At 74.7% G+C, this 20,425-nt stretch carries 17 protein-coding genes; 8 read left to right on the forward strand and 9 right to left on the reverse strand.

Features of this window, described 5'->3' with window-relative positions:
• The first annotated feature begins 80 nt into the window (after positions 1–80).
• Positions 81–713 carry an HAD family hydrolase gene (locus ACWDBE_RS30420; protein WP_449792724.1) on the forward strand — a complete coding sequence of 211 codons (633 nt, stop codon included), beginning with the start codon at positions 81–83 and terminating at the stop codon, positions 711–713.
• Between the two features lie 30 nt (positions 714–743).
• On the opposite strand, the gene ACWDBE_RS30425 is transcribed toward ACWDBE_RS30420, so the two are convergent.
• On the reverse strand, positions 744–983 hold the full coding sequence (locus ACWDBE_RS30425; RefSeq protein ID WP_392882480.1) for a hypothetical protein: 240 nt from the start codon (positions 981–983) through the stop codon (positions 744–746).
• Positions 984–1,453: 470 nt separating this feature from the next.
• Between ACWDBE_RS30425 and ACWDBE_RS30430 the strand changes: the two genes are divergently transcribed.
• Positions 1,454–1,837, forward strand: coding sequence for a cold-shock protein (locus ACWDBE_RS30430; RefSeq protein ID WP_360348240.1), 384 nt, complete (start codon positions 1,454–1,456; stop codon positions 1,835–1,837).
• A 28-nt stretch (positions 1,838–1,865) separates the two neighbouring features.
• Here the strand turns inward: ACWDBE_RS30430 and ACWDBE_RS30435 are convergent, their stop codons facing one another.
• From ACWDBE_RS30435 to ACWDBE_RS30450, 4 genes are all read right to left on the reverse strand, one after another.
• A complete protein-coding gene (locus ACWDBE_RS30435; RefSeq protein ID WP_449792725.1) occupies positions 1,866–2,717 on the reverse strand; it encodes a 1,4-dihydroxy-6-naphthoate synthase in 852 nt (283 codons plus the stop codon).
• The gene (locus tag ACWDBE_RS30440; protein WP_449792726.1) at positions 2,710–3,501 is read right to left on the reverse strand and encodes a futalosine hydrolase; all 792 of its coding nucleotides are present in this window, start codon (positions 3,499–3,501) and stop codon (positions 2,710–2,712) included. The genes ACWDBE_RS30435 and ACWDBE_RS30440 overlap by 8 nt, the downstream gene beginning before the upstream one ends.
• A 10-nt stretch (positions 3,502–3,511) precedes the next feature.
• Positions 3,512–4,042 (reverse strand): hypothetical protein, encoded by a 531-nt coding sequence (locus ACWDBE_RS30445; RefSeq protein ID WP_449792727.1) that lies wholly within the window; start codon positions 4,040–4,042, stop codon positions 3,512–3,514.
• A 73-nt stretch (positions 4,043–4,115) separates the two neighbouring features.
• A complete protein-coding gene (locus tag ACWDBE_RS30450; RefSeq protein WP_449792734.1) occupies positions 4,116–5,468 on the reverse strand; it encodes an MFS transporter in 1,353 nt (450 codons plus the stop codon).
• Between the two features lie 569 nt (positions 5,469–6,037).
• Between ACWDBE_RS30450 and ACWDBE_RS30455 the strand changes: the two genes are divergently transcribed.
• Both ACWDBE_RS30455 and ACWDBE_RS30460 read left to right on the forward strand, forming a co-directional pair.
• Positions 6,038–6,919: a DUF3027 domain-containing protein gene (locus ACWDBE_RS30455; RefSeq protein ID WP_449792735.1), complete on the forward strand. Its 882-nt coding sequence runs from the start codon at positions 6,038–6,040 to the stop codon at positions 6,917–6,919.
• A 207-nt stretch (positions 6,920–7,126) separates the two neighbouring features.
• Complete coding sequence (locus ACWDBE_RS30460) at positions 7,127–10,423, forward strand: sacsin N-terminal ATP-binding-like domain-containing protein (RefSeq protein ID WP_449792728.1); 3,297 nt, start codon at positions 7,127–7,129, stop codon at positions 10,421–10,423.
• Between the two features lie 45 nt (positions 10,424–10,468).
• Here the strand turns inward: ACWDBE_RS30460 and ACWDBE_RS30465 are convergent, their stop codons facing one another.
• Complete coding sequence (locus ACWDBE_RS30465; RefSeq protein ID WP_449792729.1) at positions 10,469–12,928, reverse strand: HAD-IC family P-type ATPase; 2,460 nt, start codon at positions 12,926–12,928, stop codon at positions 10,469–10,471.
• Between the two features lie 52 nt (positions 12,929–12,980).
• Positions 12,981–13,295 carry a DUF2530 domain-containing protein gene (locus tag ACWDBE_RS30470; protein ID WP_449792730.1) on the reverse strand — a complete coding sequence of 105 codons (315 nt, stop codon included), beginning with the start codon at positions 13,293–13,295 and terminating at the stop codon, positions 12,981–12,983.
• Positions 13,296–13,472: 177 nt separating this feature from the next.
• On the opposite strand from ACWDBE_RS30470, the gene ACWDBE_RS30475 reads away from it, so the two are divergent.
• From ACWDBE_RS30475 to ACWDBE_RS30485, 3 genes are all read left to right on the forward strand, one after another.
• Positions 13,473–14,933: an NCS2 family permease gene (locus tag ACWDBE_RS30475; RefSeq protein WP_449792731.1), complete on the forward strand. Its 1,461-nt coding sequence runs from the start codon at positions 13,473–13,475 to the stop codon at positions 14,931–14,933.
• A gap of 218 nt (positions 14,934–15,151) precedes the next feature.
• Positions 15,152–16,075: a DUF4231 domain-containing protein gene (locus tag ACWDBE_RS30480; protein WP_449792732.1), complete on the forward strand. Its 924-nt coding sequence runs from the start codon at positions 15,152–15,154 to the stop codon at positions 16,073–16,075.
• A 186-nt stretch (positions 16,076–16,261) separates the two neighbouring features.
• On the forward strand, positions 16,262–17,980 hold the full coding sequence (locus ACWDBE_RS30485; RefSeq protein ID WP_449809601.1) for a hydrogenase maturation protein: 1,719 nt from the start codon (positions 16,262–16,264) through the stop codon (positions 17,978–17,980).
• Between the two features lie 84 nt (positions 17,981–18,064).
• Here the strand turns inward: ACWDBE_RS30485 and ACWDBE_RS30490 are convergent, their stop codons facing one another.
• Positions 18,065–18,949: an MHYT domain-containing protein gene (locus ACWDBE_RS30490; RefSeq protein ID WP_449809602.1), complete on the reverse strand. Its 885-nt coding sequence runs from the start codon at positions 18,947–18,949 to the stop codon at positions 18,065–18,067.
• A gap of 285 nt (positions 18,950–19,234) precedes the next feature.
• Positions 19,235–19,702 (reverse strand): VOC family protein, encoded by a 468-nt coding sequence (locus ACWDBE_RS30495; RefSeq protein ID WP_449791426.1) that lies wholly within the window; start codon positions 19,700–19,702, stop codon positions 19,235–19,237.
• A gap of 120 nt (positions 19,703–19,822) precedes the next feature.
• On the opposite strand from ACWDBE_RS30495, the gene ACWDBE_RS30500 reads away from it, so the two are divergent.
• A complete protein-coding gene (locus ACWDBE_RS30500) occupies positions 19,823–20,257 on the forward strand; it encodes a MarR family winged helix-turn-helix transcriptional regulator (RefSeq protein WP_030235202.1) in 435 nt (144 codons plus the stop codon).
• The last annotated feature ends 168 nt before the right edge of the window (positions 20,258–20,425 follow it).

Below are 20,425 nucleotides of genomic sequence, written 5' to 3' on the forward strand. Positions count from 1 at the left end.
CTCAGGTAAACCTAAGTTCCCCCGTGAAGCCCGGGCAAATTGCCTCGTGGCCCATGGCCCCCGTTGGGTAGCCTGACGGCATGCCCGCGACCTCACCCGCTCCGCTCACCGTCGGCTTCGACCTCGACATGACGCTGCTGGACACCCGGCCGGGTATCCGCGCCACCTACCTGGCGCTCTCCGCCGAGACCGGCACCCACATCGACGCCGACCTGGCGGTCACCCGGCTCGGCCCGCCGCTGCTGGACGAGATGCGCAACTGGTTCCCGGAGGGCGAGGTGGAGCGGGCCGTCGACCGCTACCGCGAGCTCTACCGGGACCACGCCTTCGCGCCGACCGTGGCCCTGCCCGGCGCGCACGCCGCCGTCGAGGCGGTCCGCGCCCACGGCGGCCGGGTCGCGGTGATCACCGGCAAGTACGAGCCGAACGCCCGCCTCCACCTGGAGCACGCCGGGCTGGCCGCGGACACCGTGATCGGCGACCTCTGGGCGGAGACCAAGGGTGTGGCGCTGCGCGAGCACGGCGCGAGCGTCTACGTCGGCGACCACCTCGGCGACATCAGGGGCGCCCGGTTCGCGGACGCCCTCGCGGTCTGCGTGCCCACCGGCCCGTACAGCGCGCGGGAGCTGCGCGAGGCGGGGGCGGACGTGGTGCTGGCGGACCTCACCGGCTTCCCGGACTGGCTCGCAGGCCACCTGGCCGAGCGGGGCTAGCGCGCGGGCCCGCGGCGGCCTCGGCGGCCGTCAGGATCCGACGGGCCCGGTCCGGCGGCGCTGGGCCCGGGCGTTCAGCAGCAGCCCGGTCAGCGCGGCCAGGAAGCCGGCCGGCATCAGCATGCTCAGCCAGTACGCGGCCGTCGGCAGCGGCGTCAGGTGCAGGAACAGCGGGACGAAGGTGACCAGGGTGGCGAGTGCCCCGAGGCCGAAGACGATCGCCCCGGCCTTGACGTACACGTCACCGGGGTCGGCGCTCTGGCTGCTCACGTCTGCTCACTCCTCCGGGCCGGTCGGGACTTCTCCCAGTCTGGCAGAGCGGCCTGCGGGCGGGCCCACCGGAGCGGGTCGGTCACGTTGCGCAGTTTCCCGGCAGCTGAACGTTTTGATCCCTGTTGAGCGGGGGTATGCACGGGGTGCCGAGGGGCGCTACAGGTGCGCCCCGCGTCCTCAGACCCGGGGGTGTGAGCCGATGGACCGCGCGGAGCCGCGCCACGGCCGTGCCGGCGCCGGGTTGCCCGTGACCGCGAGATCCCGTTCCCGCCGCCCCGACCGGGCCTCGGAACGCGCATCCCTCGCGGAACGCGGATGAGGCAGTGACGGACGGTTAGTCTGCTCCTGACCGCGTGCCGACCACGAGCGCCCACGGGCGCCGGAGCGGGGTCGGTCGCCTTTCCCCACCACCCAGTGATCCCCGGCCAGGGCCGGGATCCCTCACACCCATTCGAGGACTGTTCGAGATGCCCACCGGCCAGGTCAAGTGGTTCAACGAGACGAAGGGCTTCGGCTTCCTGTCGCGCGACGACGGCGGCGACGTCTTCGTCCACACCAAGGCGCTGCCCGCCGGTGTCACGTCGCTGAAGCCGGGTCAGCGGGTCGAGTTCGGCGTGGTCGCCGGCCACCGCGGGGACCAGGCGATGGCCGTGCAGCTGCTGGACGCGCTGCCCTCGGTGGCCGCCGCCCAGCGCCGCAGCGCCGACGACATGGCACCGATCGTCCAGGACCTGATCACCACGCTGGACGCGGTGCTGCCCGGCCTGCAGCGCGGGCGCTACCCCGCCAAGCCGACCGGCCAGAAGCTGGCCGGCCTGCTGCGCGCGGTGGCCGACCAGTTCGACGTCTGACCGACGGGCACGTGGGAACGCGAGCCGGCTAGAACGCGAGCGCACCCGGGTCGAGCGGGGGCACCAGCCCCTCCGCCGCGGCCCGGGTGAGCAGCGCGTGGACGGCCGCGTAGCCCTCCTCGCCGAGGTCCTCGGAGAACTCGGTGACGTACAGTCCGATGTGCTGCTCGGCGACGGCCAGGTCCATCTCCTGGGCGTGCGCCAGCACGTACTCGCGGCTCGCCGCCGGGTCCGCCCAGGCCTGCCGGACGGAGGCGCGGATCGCGTCGGAGATCTCCCGCAGCCGCTCGGCGCCGAGCGAGCGCCTGGCGACGATCGCGCCCAGCGGGATCGGCAGGCCGGTCTCCTGCTCCCAGGCCTCGCCCATGTCGGCCAGGCTGTGCAGGCCGTACTGCCGGTACGTGAAGCGGGCCTCGTGGATCACCAGGCCGGCGTCCACCCGGCCGTCCCGGACGGCGGGCATGATCTCGTGGAACGGCAGGACGACGATCTCGCCGAAGCCGCCCGGCACCGCCCGGGCCGCCCAGAGCCGGAACAGCAGGTAGGCGGTGGAGCGCTCGGAGGGCACCGCGACGGTCTTCCCGGCGAGGTCGGCGGGGGAGCCCACACCCGGCAGGGTGAGCACCAGCGGGCCGCAGCCGCGGCCCAGCGCGCCGCCGCAGGGCAGCAGGGCGTACTCGTCCAGGACCCAGGGCAGCGCGCCGTAGCTGATCTTCAGCACGTCCAGCTCGCCGCGTTCGGCCTGGCCGTTGGTGACGTCGATGTCGGCGAAGGTCACCTCGGGGGCGTCCACCCCGGGCACCAGGCCGTGCGCCCAGGCGTGGAAGACGAAGGTGTCGTTCGGGCAGGGCGAGTACGCGATGCTCAGCCGTTCAGCCACGGCCGGCCTCCTCAATCGGTTGGTGCCGCGCGGCCGGTTCGTGCGCCGCGGCCAGTTCCCGGACGGGCAGCGCGGCGAAGGCCCGTTCCAGGGCGGCCAGCGCCTCGCCGATCCGCCAGGCGGACCGGTCGCGCGGGCCCACCGGGTTGGACACGGTGCGCAGTTCGAGGGCGGGCACGCCGTACCGGGCGGCGGCCTCGGCCACGCCGAAGCCCTCCATCGCCTCGGCGGCGGCGCCCGGGTGGCGGGCCGCCAGCTCGGCGGCCCGCTCGGCGCTGCCGGTGACGGTGGAGACGGTCAGCACCGGGCCGACGGCGAGACCGGGGCCCAGCGCCCGCGCGACCAGGGCGACGGCGGCCGGGGCAGGGGTGTGCCGGACGGTGCCGAAGCCCAGTTCGGTGACGTCGGCGAAGCCGTCGGGGGTCTGGGCGCCGAGGTCCGCGGCCACGATCGCGTCGGCCAGCACGGTGGCGCCGACCGGGGCGAGCGGGGCGAAGCCGCCGGCGATCCCGGCCGAGACGGCCAGGGCGTACGGGTGGGCCGCCAGCGCGGCGGCGGCGCCGGCCGCGGCGGCGGCCGGGCCGACCCCGGCGGCCAGCACGTCCACCGGCACCCGCTCGGCCCGGTGCAGCGTGCCGCCGGGCAGCGGCAGCACGGCGGACCCGCCGCGCAGGCCGCGGAGCACGGCCTCGGCCTCGGCGGCCACCGCGACGACGACGAGCAGCCGGGCCCGTGCGGGGCCCGACTGCTCGCCCTGGCCGTCGGTGACGGCGTGCGCGGTCATCGCAGGACCGTCAGCTGCCCTGGGTGTTCAGCTGGAAGTACCAGACGGCGACCGGGTTGTCCGAGTTCTTGTCGCCCTCGACCACGGTGACCAGGGTCTTGCCGCTGGCGTTCAGCACCTTGTTCGCCTGCTGGGAACCCGACCAGGTCGGGCCCTTGGCGTACGAGAACAGGCTGAAGCGCCCGCCCTGGCCGGTCGAGCCGCCGTTGGTGAAGGCCCACCAGCCGGTCTCGGCCACGTTCGGGGAGACCCCGACGCCGACCCGGTCGCTGCCCACCACGTCCCTGGTGGGCAGCGTGCCGTTCTTCAGGGCCTCGGTGGCCTTGTCCTGGCACTTCTCCTGGAGGTCCTCGGTGATCGGGCTGCCGCCGTTCCAGCACAGCGGGTCCGCGACGATCGAGGAGTTGCCGACCGTGAGGGTGGCACGGTGGGAGCTGTGCTCGGTCTGGCCGGCGGCGATGGCGACGGAGGTGCCCACCGTGGCGGCGCCGACCACGACGACGGCGCCGAGGGCGGCGATGGCACGGGAATTGAGGCTCATGCGTCAGAATCTACCGGGCCTGGCCGATCACGCGACGCGGGGGTCGGCACCGCGTGTTGTCACCAGGCCCCGGTCAGGCCACCCGGGGCGCCGCCGGGTGCCGCCGCAGGCCCACCCGGAACAGCGAGTGCAGCGTCCACAGCAGCACCACGCCGACCACCCCGGCGGCGATCGACAGGCCCAGCTTCCCGTTCAGCGGCAGCAGGATGCCGACCGCGCCGCCGGCCACCCAGCACAGCTGCATCAGGGTCTCCGAACGGGCGAACGCCGAGGTCCGCACCGCCTCCGGGACGTCCCGCTGGATCAGCGCGTCCAGCGCCAGCTTGCCCAGTGACGCCGCCATCCCGGCGGTCCCGGCGACCAGAACCACCGTCACCACGCCGTACCAGAGCGCGGCCGCCGCCGTGACGCAGGTCGCCAGCAGCAGCATCGCGGTGACCGTCGCCTCCGGGCCCCGGGTGCGCAGCCAGGAGCCGAGCACCGAGCCCAGCGCGTTGCCCGTCCCGGCCGCCAGCGCCACCAGGCCCAGCGCCGCGGTCGGCCGCAGCCCGCCGACCGGCTCCTCCCGCAGCAGGAAGGCCAGGAACATCACCAGGAAGCCGACCAGCCACTTCATCGCCGACATCGCCCGCAGCGCCAGGATCACCGAGGGGCCGACGGTGCGCAGCGAGGCCTTGACCGGCGGCGGCCTGTGGTGGATCAGGTGCGAGCCCTCGCCGTGCACCTCGGCGTGCAGGACGGCGCGCTGCTCGCCCTTGGCCGAGTCCACCGCGGGCGGCAGGTGGAAGGCCATCAGGGTGCCGATCACGAACACCAGGAAGGCCCCGCGCAGCGGCCAGCCGGGCCCGAGCAGGTGCAGCAGCCCGCCGACCGCGGCCGCCACGCCGGTGGCCAGCAGCCCGGCCAGGGTGACCCGGGAGTTCGCCTTGACCAGGGACAGCCGGCTCGGCAGCAGCCGGGGCACCACCACGCTGCGCACCACGCCGTACGCCTTGGACGCGACCAGCACGCCGAGCGCCTCCGGGTAGAGCGCGATGCCGCCGCCGGCGATCACCGCGGCCATCGTCCAGGCCAGCACGGCCCGGGCCAGCATGGCCGTCGCCATGGCCGCCCGGCGGCCGTGCGGCAGCCGGTCCAGCAGCGGGCCGACCACCGGGGCCAGCAGCGCGAACGGGGCCATCGTGATCAACAGGTAGAGCGCGACCCGGCCGCGGGCCTCGCCGGTGGGCACCGAGAAGAAGATGGTGGACGCCAGGGCGACGGTGATCAGCATGTCGCCGAAGGAGTTGAGCGCGTGCAGCTCGATCAGCTTCGCGAGGCCGGACTCGCCCGCGCCCTCGGCGGCGGTGGCCCGGCGGATCCGGCGGCCGGTGCCGTGCACCACCTTGCCGGTGCGGGAGCCGGCGGCGGAGGCGGTGCGGACCAGGAAGTGCCGACGGGGCTCGGGGGTCTCCGGCTCCTCCGGTTCCGCCGGTTCCGCCGACGGGTCCGCCGGGGCCAGGTCGAGGGCGGCGGGGGTGTCGGGGGCCCCGGCCGCGGACCGGTCCGCGGATCCGGCGGACGCCTCGGCGCAGTCCGCCGGCGGCGGTTCGCCCGCGCCGGGGACCGGAGGCTGCTGCCGCGGCACGGCGTCCGTCTGGTCGGGGCTGCCGGCCTGCGGGACGCGCAGTACGTGCTGCGGCGGTTCGGGGTCCGCCACAAGCCCATCCTGCCCCAGAATCGCCGAGCCGACGCGGGACCGGGCTCCGCTCGGCGCGGCCCCGGAACGGCCGTGTCCGCCCCGGACTGTGCCGGGGCACCGACCGGCGGGTAGCCTGCCCAGGGTCGACCCGCCGGAGCGCCGGGGCGCCGGTAGGCCGGTCGAGCGGCGCGGCCGGTACCCGAGGGGGCTCCCGGTCGCGCAGAATGGACGTGGGACACCAAGCCGCGACGGAACAGGCAACACGCCGTGGGCGACAGAAGAACTGGGAGAGAATCGACGCCGTGAGTGCTGCGATGCGAAGCCGTACCCCCGACCGGCTCTGTGCCGAGGCCGTCGAACTCGCCCGCCAGGCCGCCGAGGAGGCCGTCGGTGCGGAGGCCGTCGGGCCGCACCTGGGTGTCCAGGCGGACGCCGACCGCGTCGTCACCCACACCTTCGAGTGCCTTGACGCGGCCTACCGCGGCTGGCACTGGGCGGTCACCGTCGCGCGTGCGCCGCGCGCCAAGAACGTCACCCTGGACGAGGTCGTGCTGCTGCCCGGCGACGACGCGGTGCTCGCCCCGGAGTGGGTGCCGTGGAGCGACCGGCTGCGCCCCGGCGACATGGGCCCGGGCGACCTGCTGCCCACCGGCGCCGACGACCTGCGGCTGGAGCCCGGCTGGACGGGCGAGGACGAGCCCGCGCCGAACTCCGCGGTCGCCCTGGCGGACGACGAGGACATGGTCGTCACCGACCCGCACGTCGAGCCCGCCCCGGCCCGCGCCCGGATCAACGCCGTCGCCGAGGAGCTGGGCCTGGGCCGCAGCCGGGTGCTCTCCCGGCTCGGGCTGCACCTGGCCGCCGAGCGCTGGGAGAAGTCCCACGGCCCGCAGACCGCGATGGCGCAGGCCGCCCCGGCCTCGTGCGCGAGCTGCGGCTTCCTGATCCCGATCGGCGGCTCGCTCGGGCAGGCCTTCGGCGTGTGCGGCAACGAGTTCGGCCCGGCCGACGGCCAGATCGTCTCCTTCGCGTACGGCTGCGGCGGGCACTCCGAGGCGGCCGTGATCCCGGCCCCGCCGGCGCCGTCCGAGCTGATCCTGGACGAGCTGGTGGTCGAGCCGCTGCCGCTGCACCCCGACCGCACCTCCGGCTCCGTCGAGCCCGACGCCCCCGCCGAGGAGCTCGGCCACTCCTGAGCCCCGTGCCCTCCGCTGCGGCCCGCCCGGTCACCGACCGGCGCGGGCCGCGGTGCTTTCCGGGCGGCGGGAGGGCCACCGGGGCCGCCGGCGGCGGGGGAGCAGTCAGTCCGGGGCCGCCGGCGGCGGGGCGCGTGGTCGGGAGCAGTCAGTGGGGCAGGGAAGAATGCCCTACGACGAACAGGGCAGCGGAAGGCGGCAGGTCCAGTGGAACCTCGGATCATCGGCAGCGGCACGGACGAGCACCTCGCGGACCCCTTCGGCAGCGCCGCGCTGCGTCGACGGGTGCTGGCCGCCTGGGCCGCCTCGCCGGCCCGGTTCCGGGAGGACGCCAACGCCGAGGAGGAACTGGCGCTCGGCGGCTACCGGGACCGCCTGGTGGTCGAATTGGCGCAGAACGCGGCCGACGCCGCGGTCCGGGCCGGCCAGGGCCCCGGCCGGCTGCGGCTGACCCTCGCCGACGGCGTGCTCGCCGCCGCCAACACCGGCGCCCCGCTGGACGCGGCCGCCGTCGAGTCGCTGTCCACCCTGCGCGCCTCCTCCAAGCGTGGCGAGGAGCCCGCCGTCGGCCGGTTCGGGGTCGGCTTCGCGGCCGTCCTCGCCGTGACCGACGAGCCCGCCGTGCTGAGCGCCACCGGCGGGGTGCGCTGGTCGCTCGGCGAGGCCCGGGCGCTGGTCGGGGCCCAGCCCGAGCTGGCCGACGAGCTGCGCCGCCGGGACGGCCACGTGCCGCTGCTGCGGCTGCCGTTCGCGGCCGAGGGGCCGGCCCCGGCGGGCTACGACACGGTGGTGGTGCTGCCGCTGCGGGACGCCGCCGCCGAGGACCTGACCCGCCGTCTGCTGGCCGGGATCGACGACGCGCTGCTGCTCACCCTGCCCGGCCTGCGCGAGGTCGTGGTGGAGACCCCGGACGGCACCCGCACGCTCACCCGGGAGGCCGCCGAGGCCCGCCCGGACGGGGTCACCGAGGTCACCGTCACCGACGACGCGGGCGGTCGGCCGCGACGGACGCTCTGGCAGACCGTCGGCGCCTCCGGCACGCTCGCGGCCGAGCTGCTGCTCGACCGGCCCACCGAGGAACGCTCCCGCCCGTACTGGACGGTGACCTGGGCCGTCCCGGTCGGCCCGGACGGCGCCCCGCAGCGGCCGGCGATCGCCTCCGTGCTGCACGCGCCGACCCCCAGCGACGAGCCGGTCGGCCTGCCCGCGCTGCTGATCGCCTCCTACCCGCTGGACTCCACCCGCCGGCACGTCGCGCCCGGCCCGCTGGCCGACTTCCTCACCGAGCGTGCCGCCGACAGCTACGCCGAGCTGCTGCGCGCCCGCGGCGCCGACCTCGGCTCGCTCGGCCTCGTCCCGGCCCCGCTCGGCCAGGGCGCGCTGGACAACGCGCTGCGCGCCGCGGTGCTCTCCCGGCTGCCGGGCACGCCGTTCCTGCCGCACCCGGCGCCGGTCGAGGAGGGCACTCCCGCGCTGCGGCCCCGGGACGCGACGCTGCTGGAGGGCGCGGACGGCTCGGTGGTCGAGGCGCTCTCGCCGATCTTCCCCGGGCTGCTGCCGGCCGGCCTTGAGCGCCGCACCGAGCTGCGGGTGCTGAACGTGCGCCGGGTGCCGCTGGCCGAGGTGGTGGACCAGCTCGGCGGCCTGGACCGCGAGCCCGCGTGGTGGCGCAACCTGTACGCGGCGCTCGGCGCGGCCGACCCGGAGGCGCTCGGCGCGCTGCCCGTCCCGCTGGCCGACGGGCGGACGGTCACCGGGCCGCGGCGCGTCCTGCTGCCCTCCGAGGACGCCGACTGGGCGGCCTTCCCCGGCTACCCCGAGTCGCTGGCGGGCGCGCTGGCCGCGCTGGACCTGCGCCTGGCCCACCCCGAGGCCGCCCACCCGCTGCTGGCCAAGCTCGGCGCCGGCACCGCCACCCCGGCCGGGGTGCTGGACACCCCCGAGGTGCGGGCCGCCGTCGCCCGTTCCTACGAGCTGGCCGAGGACGACCTGGACGCGGCGCTCGAACTCGCCGACGCCGTCCTGGCGTTGGTGAAGGCCGCCGCCCCGGAGCCGGGCGCCCACCCGTGGCTGGCCCGGCTGGCGCTGCTCGACGACGAGGGCGAGCCCGCCCGGGCCGGTGAACTCGTGCTGCCCGGAAGCCCGTTCGCCGCGCTCGCCCGCGAGGAGGACGCCGGCTGGGTGGACGACGAGCTGCTGGAGCGCTGGGGCCCGGAGGTGCTCGCCGCCGTCGGCGTGCTGGCCGACTTCGTGCTGGTGCGCGCCGAGGACGTGGTGCTCGACCCGGACGACCTGGAGCGGCTCGACCCGACCGCGCCCGCCGACCGCGCGGCCGGCGGCCACCCCACCGGCCTGCTGGACGAGGCCCCGGACGGGCTCGCCGAGTGGGCCGAGGACGCGCTGGAGGCCCTGCAGGCCGACGAGGCGATCGGCGTCCCGCCGGTGGCCGCCGAGCTGCTCGCCGTGCGCGACCTCGATCTGATCGACGACGACGCCTGGCCCCAGGCGCTCGCCGCGCTGGCCCGCCCGCCGTACCGGGACGCCGTGGTCGGCCCGGTGCGCACGCTGCTGCCGGACGGCTCGTACGCCGACCTGCCGCCGTACACCGCGTGGTGGCTGCGCGACCACCCGGTGCTGGCGGGCCGCGAGCCGGCCGGCCTGCGCGCCGCCGGGGCGGACCCGCTGCTGCGCGGCCTGTACGACGAGGCCCGCACCACCCTGGACGAGCAGTTCCTGCACGCGCTCGGGGTGCGCACCACGCTGGCCGCGCTGCTCGCCGAGCCGCACGGTCCTGACGAGGTGCTGGACCGGATGACCGACCCGGAGGCCGAGGTCGGCCACCGCCAGCTGCACGGCATCCACACCGCGCTGGCCCGGGTGGACCGCGACCGGATCGAGCCGCTGGACGTGGTGCGGGCGCTGCCGCCGCTGGACCCGGAGACCGGGCGCCGGCCGGCCCACACCGTGGTGGTGGACGCCGCCGAGGCGGTCGTCGCCGACGCCCCCGACCTGGTCCAGCTGCTGCACCCGTACCCGCTGTTGCCGGTCGCCCCGGCGCTGGCCGCCGACCTCGCCGAGCGGCTGCAGGTGTCGCTGGCCAGTGAGGTGGCGGGCGGCCGGGTGCTGTCCGAGGGCGTGCTGCACCGGGTGCCGTCGGTGGTGCGGGAGCTGCTGCCCGGCTGCCCGGTGGCGTACGAGGAGCACGAGGAGCTGCTGGTCGTCGGGCCGGACGGCGGCGAGGCGGCGGTGGACTGGCGCTGGGACACCGGGGCGCAGGCCCCGGAGCCGCCGTACGACCCGGAGCTGGCCGAGGCCGGCGACGAGGACGACGAGTTCGACGTCCCGCCGGTGCCCGGGCTGCTGCACGCGGCCACCCCGGAGGGCCTCGCCGCCGGGCTGGCCTGGTCGGTCGGGCAGTGGCACCGCCGCTTCGAGGTGCTGGCCGCCCTCAGCGAGCCGGACCGCGCCTACGAGCTCTCGGCCGCCCGGGACTTCGAGGGCTGAGCCGCGCCCCGTGGGCCCGCCCCGGGCGGCGGGCCCACGGGAGGGTCACTCCATGCCGCGGCGCTTCATGACGCGCCAGGCGATCTCCAGGGCGATGCCGCAGACCACCGCGATGGCGACGCCCGTCAGCGGGTCGCGGAAGCCGACCAGCGAGAGGTCGAAGAAGGTCTTCAGCGGGGGCACCACCAGCACCAGCGCGAAGGCGCCGCACATGCTGCCGATCAGCAGCAGGCGCCACCAGTTGTACGGGCGGGCGACGATGGCGAGGACCCAGATGGCGATCAGGAAGAGCGTCAGGGTGGCCACGCTGGTGTCGGCCTTGAGGTCGGTCGCGTGGTCGGCGCGGGCGAGCGTGTAGGCGACGAAGGTGCCGGTGCCGGCGATGACGCCGCCGGGGACCGCCAGCCGCAGCACCCGCTTCACGAAGCCGGTGCGGGCCCGCTCGTTGTTGGGGGCGAGCGCGAGGAAGAACGCCGGGATGCCGATGGTCAGCGAGGACAGCACGGTGGAGTGCCGGGGCAGGAACGGGTACGGCGAATGGGTGAAGATCACCAGGAGGGCCAGCAGGACCGAGTAGACGGTCTTCACCAGGAAGAGTGAAGCGACCCGCTCGATGTTGCCGATGACCCGGCGGCCCTCGGCCACCACGGACGGCAGCGAGGCGAAGGAGTCGTTCAGCAGCACGATCTGGGCGACCGCCTTGGTGGCGTCCGAGCCGGTGCCCATCGCCACGCCGATGTCGGCGTCCTTGAGCGCGAGCACGTCGTTGACGCCGTCGCCGGTCATCGCCACGGTGTGGCCGCGGGACTGCAGGGCCCCGACCAGCTGGCGCTTCTGCTGGGGGGTGACCCGGCCGAAGACGCTGGTCCGGTCGGCGGTCTCGGCGAGTTCCTCCGGGTCGGCGGGCAGGGTGCGGGCGTCCAGCGGGTGGTCGGCGCCGGGCAGGCCCAGGTGGCCGGCCACCGCGCCGACCGAGACCGCCGCGTCGCCGGAGATGACCTTGGCCCGGACCCGCTGGCCCTCGAAGTAGCGCAGGGTCTCGGCGGCGTCCGAGCGCAGCCGCTGCTGGAGCACCACCAGGGCGAGCGGGGTGAGGTCGGCCGCCGGGTCGGGGGCGTCCAGCGGGACGGCGGTGCGGCCGAGCAGCAGCACCCGCAGGCCGCGGGCGCCCAGTTCGTCCACCTCGGCCAGGGCCGGGTGCCCGGCGGGCAGCAGCACGTCGGGCGCGCCGAGCAGCCAGCTGGCCTCGCCGCCCTGCGGCTCCAGCAGTTGCACCCCGCTCCACTTGCGGGCGGAGGAGAAGGGCATGGCCTCGATCACCCGCCAGCCGTCGCGGCCAGAGGAGGCGCCGCCGTCGCCGCGCCCGTACGCGTCGATGACCGCCTGCATGGACGGGTTGGGGCGGGCGTCGGCGCCGGCCATCACGGCCAGCGCGTGCTGGACGGTCTCCGGGGCGACGGCGGCGGGCTCCCCGTTCGAGAGCACCCGCAGGTCGATCACGTCCATGCCGCCCTCGGTGAGGGTGCCGGTCTTGTCCAGGCAGACGGTGTCCACCCGGGCCAGGCCCTCGATCGCCGGGAGCTCCTGGACCAGGCACTGCTTGCGGCCGAGCCGGACCACGCCGATCGCGAAGGCGACCGAGGTCAGCAGCACCAGGCCCTCGGGGACCATCGGCACGATGCCGGCCACCATGCGCCGGACGGCCTCCTGCCAGTCCCGGCCCTCGACGGCCAGCTGGCTGATGATCAGACCGAGGGCGGTGGGGATCAGCAGGTAGGTGATGATCCGCAGGATGCTGTCGATGCCGGTGCGCAGCTCCGACTTCACCAGGGTGAACTTGCTGGCCTCCTCGGCGAGCTGGGCCGCGTAGGCCTCGCGGCCGACCTTGGTGGCGGTGAACGCGCCGGCGCCGGCCACCACGAAGCTGCCGGACATCACGTGGTCGCCGGGCTGCTTGAGGACCGGGTCGGGCTCGCCGGTCAGCAGCGACTCGTCGATCTCCAGGCCGTCCGCCTCGGCGACCTCGCCGTCCACGATCACCTTGTCGCCGATGCCGAGCAGCACGGTGTCGTCGAGGACGATCTCGGAGACGCCGATCTGCTGGACGGCGCCGTCCCGGCGGACCTGCGGGCGGGCCTCGCCGATCAGGGCCAGGCTGTCCAGGGTCTTCTTGGCGCGCAGCTCCTGGATGATGCCGATCGCCGTGTTGGCCACGATGACCAGGCCGAACAGGCCGTCCTGGAGCGGACCGACGATCAGGATGATGCCGAACATCACGCCGATGATGGCGTTGAAGCGGGTGAAGACGTTGGCCCGGACGATCTCCTTGGTGGACCGGCTGGACCGTACGGGGACGTCGTTGACCTGGCCCTTCGCGACCCGCTCGGCCACCTCGGCGGCGGTCAGGCCGCCGCGCCGGCCGGGCAGCAGGCCGAGGGGGTGTGCTCCGTCCGGTCGGTCCCGGTCGGTCGGCCGCTCTTCCGCTGGCTGGTCAGGCTGCGTCATGGCACCGACTCTACGGGCGCCCTATGCCCGATGCGTGCTACTAAAGGACTATTCAGTCCGACCGGGTGGCCGGGTTCTGGCCGTTGTCCTCGGCCGTGTGTTCGGCCGTCTGCGCGGCCGCCTCGGCGGCGCGGCCGCGGGCGATCGCGTCCCGTCGGGCGCGGCAGTACCAGAGGCCGATCAGGCCGAGCAGGCCGCCGGAGAGGCAGATCCAGGGCCAGGTGCCGTGGCCGTGCGCGGAGAGGGTGCCCTGGAAGGGGAGCAGGGCGAGGAAGGCGACGAACCACAGCACCGTGCCGCCGCCGACGATGGCGACGTCGTTGGCCTCCAGCGGAGGGGGCGAGGGGTGCAGTGGCGTCTTGGGCATGGGGCCTAGCGTACGGTGCGGCGGGCGGCGGTGCGGGCCCCTCGGCCCCATGCGAGCTCTACGCGCGAAGATAGCGCGTGTGCGATCCGGAAACCATACTTAAAGATCTGCGCCCGGCCACCGTCGCCCCGGGCGTCCACTCCCTCTCCTCAGCTCCCCCACAGAGGACGCACGCACATGCCTGTGGTCCAGCCGACCACCGAGTCGCCCGAACCCGCCGACGCCGCGCCGAAGCCCCCCACGAGCGCCGTCGACCGCTTCTTCCGGATCAGCGAGCGGGGTTCCACCCTGCCGCGCGAGATCCGCGGTGGTGTCGCCACCTTCTTCACCATGGCGTACATCCTGGTGCTGAACCCGATCATCCTGGCCAGCGGCACCGACGTCACCGGGGCCCACCTGGACAGCGGCCAGCTGGTCACCGCGACCGCCCTGACCGCGGCTCTGACCACCCTGCTGATGGGGGTCATCGGCAACGTGCCGATCGGCCTGGCCGCCGGCCTCGGCGTCAACACGATCGTGGCGCTCCAGCTCGCCCCCAAGATGACCTGGCCGGACGCCATGGGCATGGTCGTGCTGGCCGGTTTCGCGATCATGCTGCTGGTCGCCACGGGTCTGCGCGAGCGGGTCATGAACGCCGTGCCGCTCGGTCTGCGCAAGGCGATCGCGATCGGCATCGGCCTGTTCATCAGCCTGGTCGGCCTGGTCGACTCCGGCTTCGTCAGCCGCATCCCGGACGCCGCCCACACCACGGTCCCGCTCCAGCTCGGCGGCAACGGGCACCTGCTCGGCTTCCCGGTGCTGATCTTCGTGGTCGGCCTGCTGCTGACCCTGATCCTGCTGATCCGCAAGGTGCCCGGCGCCATCCTGATCAGCATCGCGGTCTCCACCGCGCTCGCCGCGATCATCGACAAGGTGGCCGACATCCCGGCGCTCAAGTGGGGCCTCACCGTCCCGACCTGGCCGGGCAACCCGGTCTCGGCGCCGGACTTCGGGCTGGTCGGCAAGGTCAGCCTGTTCGGCGGCTTCGAGAAGGTCGGCGTGCTGACCGGCGTGCTGTTCGTCTTCACCGTGCTGATGTCCTGCTTCTTCGACGCGATGGGCACCATCCTCGGCGTGGCCGACGAGGCCCACCTGCTGGACGCGAAGGGCGACCTGCCCGGCATCAACAGGGTCCTGATGGTGGACGGCATCGCCACCGCGGCCGGCGGTGCCACCTCGTCCTCCGCCAACACCTGCTTCGTCGAGTCCACCGCCGGTGTCGGCGAGGGCGCCAGGACCGGCTTCGCCTCGATCGTCACCGGCCTGCTCTTCGTGGTGGCGCTCTTCCTCACCCCGCTCGCCACCATGGTCCCGGCCCAGGCCGCCACTCCGGCCCTGGTCACCGTCGGCTTCCTGATCCTGGCCAACTCGATCAAGGAGATCGACTGGGCCGACTACACGATCGCGATCCCGGCTTTCGTGACCATCGTGATGATGCCGTTCACCTACAGCATCACCAACGGCATCGGCATGGGCTTCATCGTCTTCTGCGTGATGCGCCTGGCCGCCGGCCGCGGCCGCGAGGTCCCGGTCCCGATGTACGCGGTGGCGGCGGTGTTCGCCTTCTACTACCTGATGCCGGCCCTCGGCCTGCTCTGACGCCGTACGGCCCACGCGGCCCCGTCCCCCCGGCTTCACCCCGGGAGGACGGGGCCGCGGCGTTTCCGCGGGCCGCTCCTCCGGCCGCCCGGCGTTTCCGGGGCGCTCCTCCGGCCGCGCCCGTCACCAACGGTCGGAAGTTGTCAAAAATGCGCCCGTGTAGGCGAGTTGGCGATGGGAATACTGGCTGGACGGAGAAGGGGGAGGGGACTCGACCGATGGTGCAACAGGATCCGCCGGGGGGCGTCGAGGCACAGCTTCTGCCGGAGCTGTTCTGGACGACGGACAAGGCATCGCTGGACGGCCAGCGGGAGACGCTGCGCTGGTACCGCGGCCTGATCGCGATGCTGGTGGTCGCCGCGGTGATCGGGTCGTTCCCGGGCCCGGACGACAAGGGCGACTTCGACGTCTGGCCGCTGTTCTCGGTCGCCGCCTTCCTGGTGGCCGGCTACTTCTGGTCCCGGCTGCGCCGGAGCAACCCGCAGGGCCGCTGGTACCAGGCCAGGGCGGCGGCCGAGTCGGTCAAGACGCTGGCCTGGAAGTACACCGTCCGGGCCACGCCCTTCGACGGCGAGGCCGAGTCCGTGGACGTCGACCGCGGCTACCTGCTCCAGGTCGAGGACGTGCTGCGGGCCTTCGAGGACCCGGAGATCGTGCCGCCCGGCAGCGTCGCCGAGATCACCCCGGAGATGCGCCGGCAGCGCGCCGAGAGCCTGACCGCCCGGCGCACCCTCTACCTGCGCGCCCGGGTCGAGGGCCAGCGCACCTGGTACCGCTCCCGGGCCGAGGCCTGCGACTCGCAGGCGGTCTCCTGGGGGCTCGGCGTCGCGGTGCTGATCATCGTCGGTGCCGCGGCGGCCGTCGCCCAGGCCACCGGCGCGCTGCCGGTGCACGTCTTCGGCGCCACCTCGGCCGCGGCGGCGGCGATCATCGCCTGGACGCAGCTCAAGCAGCTCGGCCCGCTGGCCGCCGCCTACCAGCTGGCCGCGCGCGAGCTGGAGAACGTCGGCAACCAGCTGTCCGACCTCGACCTCCGGGCGCCGGACGCCGAGGCGCGCTGGGCCCGGCTGGCCGCCGAGGCGGAGGACGCGGTCTCCCGGGAGCACACCACCTGGCGGGCCCGCCGGGCGTTCCCGCGATAGCGCGGGTCCGCCGGCGGCGCAGGGTACCCGGTGGGAACGGGGAGTTGGGGAGATCCGGCGAAACGCGGGGCACAGGTGTGCGGGGTGCGTGAGAGTGGAGCGCCGAGACACGGACCGTAATCATTACGTGTCCATGCCGTGGTTTCATCGCCTGCGCGCGACCCCAGTTCCCGCCGGAGGCCCTCCTTGCGCATTCTCCTGATCGCCAGTGCGTTCAACAGCCTGACCCAGCGCGTCCACACCGGACTGCGCGAGCGCGGCCACCGGGTCGCCGTCCAACTCGCCCTCGGAGACGAGGGGATGAGGGAGGCGGTGGCCCGCACCGACCCCGAGCTGATCATCTGCCCGATGCTCACCAGGGCCGTCCCGCAGGACATCTGGTCCACCCGGACCGTCCTGATCGTGCACCCGGGGCCCAAGGGCGACCGCGGTCCCTCCTCGCTCGACTGGGCGATCACCGAGGGGGCGGAGCACTGGGGCGTCACCGTGCTGCAGGCCGTCGAGGAGATGGACGCCGGGGACATCTGGGCCTCCGTCGAGTTCCCCGTCCCCGCCTGCGGCAAGAGCGAGTTGTACCGGGGCGAGCTCGCCGACGCCGCCGTCGAGGCCGTCCTGCTGGCCGTCCAGCGGTACGAGGGCGGGCTGTTCACCCCCGAGCCGCTGGACTACGCCCGGCCGGACGTGCAGGGCGAACCGCGGCCCTTCCTGCGCCAGGAGGCGCGCCGGATCGACTGGTCGCGGGACGACACCGCCACCGTGCTGCGCAAGCTGCGCGCCGCCGACTCCCAGCCCGGCGTGTTGGACGAGCTGTACGGGCGGGAGTTCTTCCTGCACGGCGGCCACCCCGAGGACGAGCTGCGCGGACCGGTGCCCGGCGCCGTGCTGGCCACCCGGGACGGCGCGATCTGCCGGGCCACCGTGGACGGTGCGGTGTGGATACCGCAGCTGCGCCCGCGCCGCACCCCCGGCGGGCCGGCCACCTTCAAGCTGCCGGCGGCCACCGTGCTCGCCGACGAGCTGTACCGGGTCCGCGAGGTGCCGGTGAGCCCGGAGGCGGCGAGCCGCCGGGACACCTGGTCGGAGCTGCGCTACCGCGAGGAGGGCGAGGTCGGCTTCCTCGAATTCGCCCACGCGGGCGGGGCGATGAGCACCGGGCAGTGCCGCCGGCTGCTCGCCGCGTACCGGGAGGCGGCCGAGCGGCCGACCTCGGTGCTGGTGCTCGGCGCGCCCCGGGACTTCTACTCCAACGGGATCCAGCTCAACGTCATCCAGGGCGCGGCCTTCCCGGCACTGGAGTCCTGGGAGAACATCAACGCGATGGACGACTTCGTCGAGGCGGTGCTGACCACGACGGACAAGGTGACGGTGGCGGCCCTGGCCGGGAACGCGGCGGCCGGCGGGCTGATGGCGGCGCTCGCCGCCGACGAGGTGTGGTGCCGGGAGTCGGCGGTGCTCAACCCGCACTACCGGCTGATGGGCCTGTACGGCTCCGAGTACTGGACGTACACCCTGCCCCGGCGGGTCGGCGCCGAGCAGGCCGAGCGGCTGACCGCCGAGGCGCTGCCGGTCGGTGCCGACCACGCCCGCCGGATCGGCCTGGTGGACCGTACGGTCGGCGGGGACACGGCCGGGTTCCGCCGCTGGGTGGCCCGCGAGGCCGCCCGGATCGCCGCCGCCCCGGACCTCACGGGGCGGCTGGTGGACAAGAAGCGCCGCCGCGCGGTCGACGAGGAGGCCAAGCCGCTGGCCGAGTACCGGGCGGAGGAACTGCGCCGGATGCACGCCAACTTCTACCGGGCGGGCGAGCCGTACCACGCGCTGCGGCGGGACTTCGTGCACAAGGTCTGCCCGGTGGCCACGCCGGAGCACGTGGTGGGGCTCCTCGGGCGTCCCTGGCAGGCCTGACGCGGCGGTACCCGTCGGAACGGGAACGGGACCGGGCGGACGCCCGGCCGGACGCCCGCTCGGGCTCCGCTCCCGCGCCCGGCCTCAGCGCCGGGCCGCCCCGCCCAGTGGCCGCTGCCGCCGCGGGAGCGGCGCCAGCGGCGGGTCGTCCGGGCCGCCCGGGGTGCGCGCGGCCCACCCGGCCCGCTCGGTGGCGGGAGCACGCGGGGGCAGCGGGGCGGCCGGACCGGCCAGCAGGGGCCGGGAGTCGGGTCGGCTCGGTGAGACGGCGAAGGCCAGCGAGCCGAAGAACACGTAGCAGCCGAGCCCGACCCCGAGCGGGAAGACGAACTGGAGCGCCATCACGCCGTCCGCGGTGGAGCGCGAGAAGTCCAGCCGGACGGAGAGCGCCGCCATGCCGGTGTAGTGCATCGCGCAGACCGCCACGCCCATCACCGGGGCCGCCGCCAGTACGGCGAGCGTGCCCCGGATGTTCAGCGCGGCCCAGAGCGCGGCCGTGGCCGCGACCACGGCGATCGCCACCGAGGCCGCCACGGTGGGCCGGTCGTAGTCGAGCCGGCCGGGCAGGACCATCGCGGCCATGCCCAGGTAGTGCATCGCGGCGACCCCGAGGCCGGTGGTCAGCCCGCCGACCAGCAGGGCCGGGCCGCGGTGCCGCCAGTACCCGACGGTGAAGAGCCCGACGCCGACCACGGCGACGGCGACCAGCAGGCTGAGGACGGTGAGCCCGGGCCGGTAGCTGATCTCGACGCCGGTCACGGAGAAGCCGAGCATCGCGATGAAGTGCATGGACCAGATCCCGGCCCCGAGCGAGGTCGAGGCGAACAGCAGCCAGACGGCCCGGGTGCGGCCCCGGGAGACGAGTGCCCAGCGGGTGCTGCGCAGCGCGACGAAGGCACCGAGGCAGGCGACGAAGTACGAGACCGCCGGTGTCACCCAGCCGTGATCGGCATGGTGGATCTCACCCAACAGAGCTCCCTGGACGAGGGTTGCGGGCACCGGGACACGGGCGGACGCGACTGGCCGGGGAAGGCGCGCGGCAACGGGCACCGGGGCGGGAACGCGGTCCCGCGGGGAGGAGCCTGGCATGTGGTGCCCCTGACAAACCGGCAGAGTAGTCAGTGTTCGGCGGATCGCACAATGTTCGCGTTTTTCGTGAAGTCCCAGGTCAGGGCGGACCTTTACGCGGCCTGCATGATCCCGGCACCAATCCCTGACACCGCCTGCGCACCGCCCCCGGGCCGCGGTCGGCGCTCACTCCAGGGGTGCTAGCCCGAACGGGTGGCCGGCCGGGTCGATCAGCACCCGCAGCGTGCGGCCGTGCTGGTAGGCGGGCTCGGTGGCGCCGAGCGCGAGGGCCCTCTCGGTGGCCTCGTCCAGGTCGTCGACGTAGAAGTCGAGGTGGAAGTGCTTGCTGCCGTCCGGCTCCTTCCACGGCTCCGGGCGGTACCCGGTCACCCGCCCGAAGCCGATCGGGCTGCCGCCCTCGGGGTTGTCCAGGATCGCGAAGTGCTCGTCCGCGTGCCTGGTCTCCCACCCCAGCAGCTCGCCGTAGAACGAGGCCAGCGCGACCGGGTCGGCGCAGTCGATGGTGACCATGGCGAGCCGGGCGAAGCCGGTGTCGTCGGGCTCGGTCCGGGTGGACGGCACGGACGGCTGCGACTGCTCGGACGGCTGCGGCCGTTCGGACCGCCCGGACGGCTCGGTGGCGAGGTCGGACATGGCAGGTCGGCCCTTCTGGGAGTCGAGAGCTGGGGCCCATGACCAATATCGCACCGGGGTGACCCTCCGGCGCGGCGGATCTCATTTTCCTTAGCGAGAGTAATGACGTAGTCTAAAGAGATGCCCGAGATGTCCGAGCAGGACCTCGCAGCGATCAGTCAGCTGCGATCGTCCACGATGCGCCTCTCCCGACGACTCAAACACCAACGGGTGGAGGAGTCGCTGAGTCCCACCGAGATGGGAGTGCTGGGCACCCTCGCCCGGTGCGGGAAGGCGACGCCGGGTGAGCTCGCCCGGAAGGAGCACGTGCAGCCTCCCTCGATGACCAGGATCGTCGCGATGCTGGAGGAGAAGGGGCTGGTGCGGCGCGAGCCGCACCCCGAGGACCGCCGCCAGGTGGTCGTCAGCAGCACCGAGCAGGCCGAGACGATCCTCGCGGAGAGTCGTCGACGCCGGAACGTCTGGCTCGCCGAGCTCGCCCAGGGGCTCGACGAGGAGGAGTGGGCCGTCCTCAGGGAGGCCGCGCCCGTGCTCTACAAGCTCGCACACCTCTAGGCACACCGAATCCGGCCAGCCGCCGGAAGAACGAGGAGCACTGCATCACCGCAGGACCGACCACTGACACCAGGAGCGCGACGGCCCCCCCCCAGCCCCGCGCCCCCCCCCCCCTTCGGGCGGTCCGACGACGGCTTCGGGCCGATGACCGGGCCGCTGGGCTTGGCG

The organism is Kitasatospora sp. NPDC001132 (assembly GCF_053598415.1).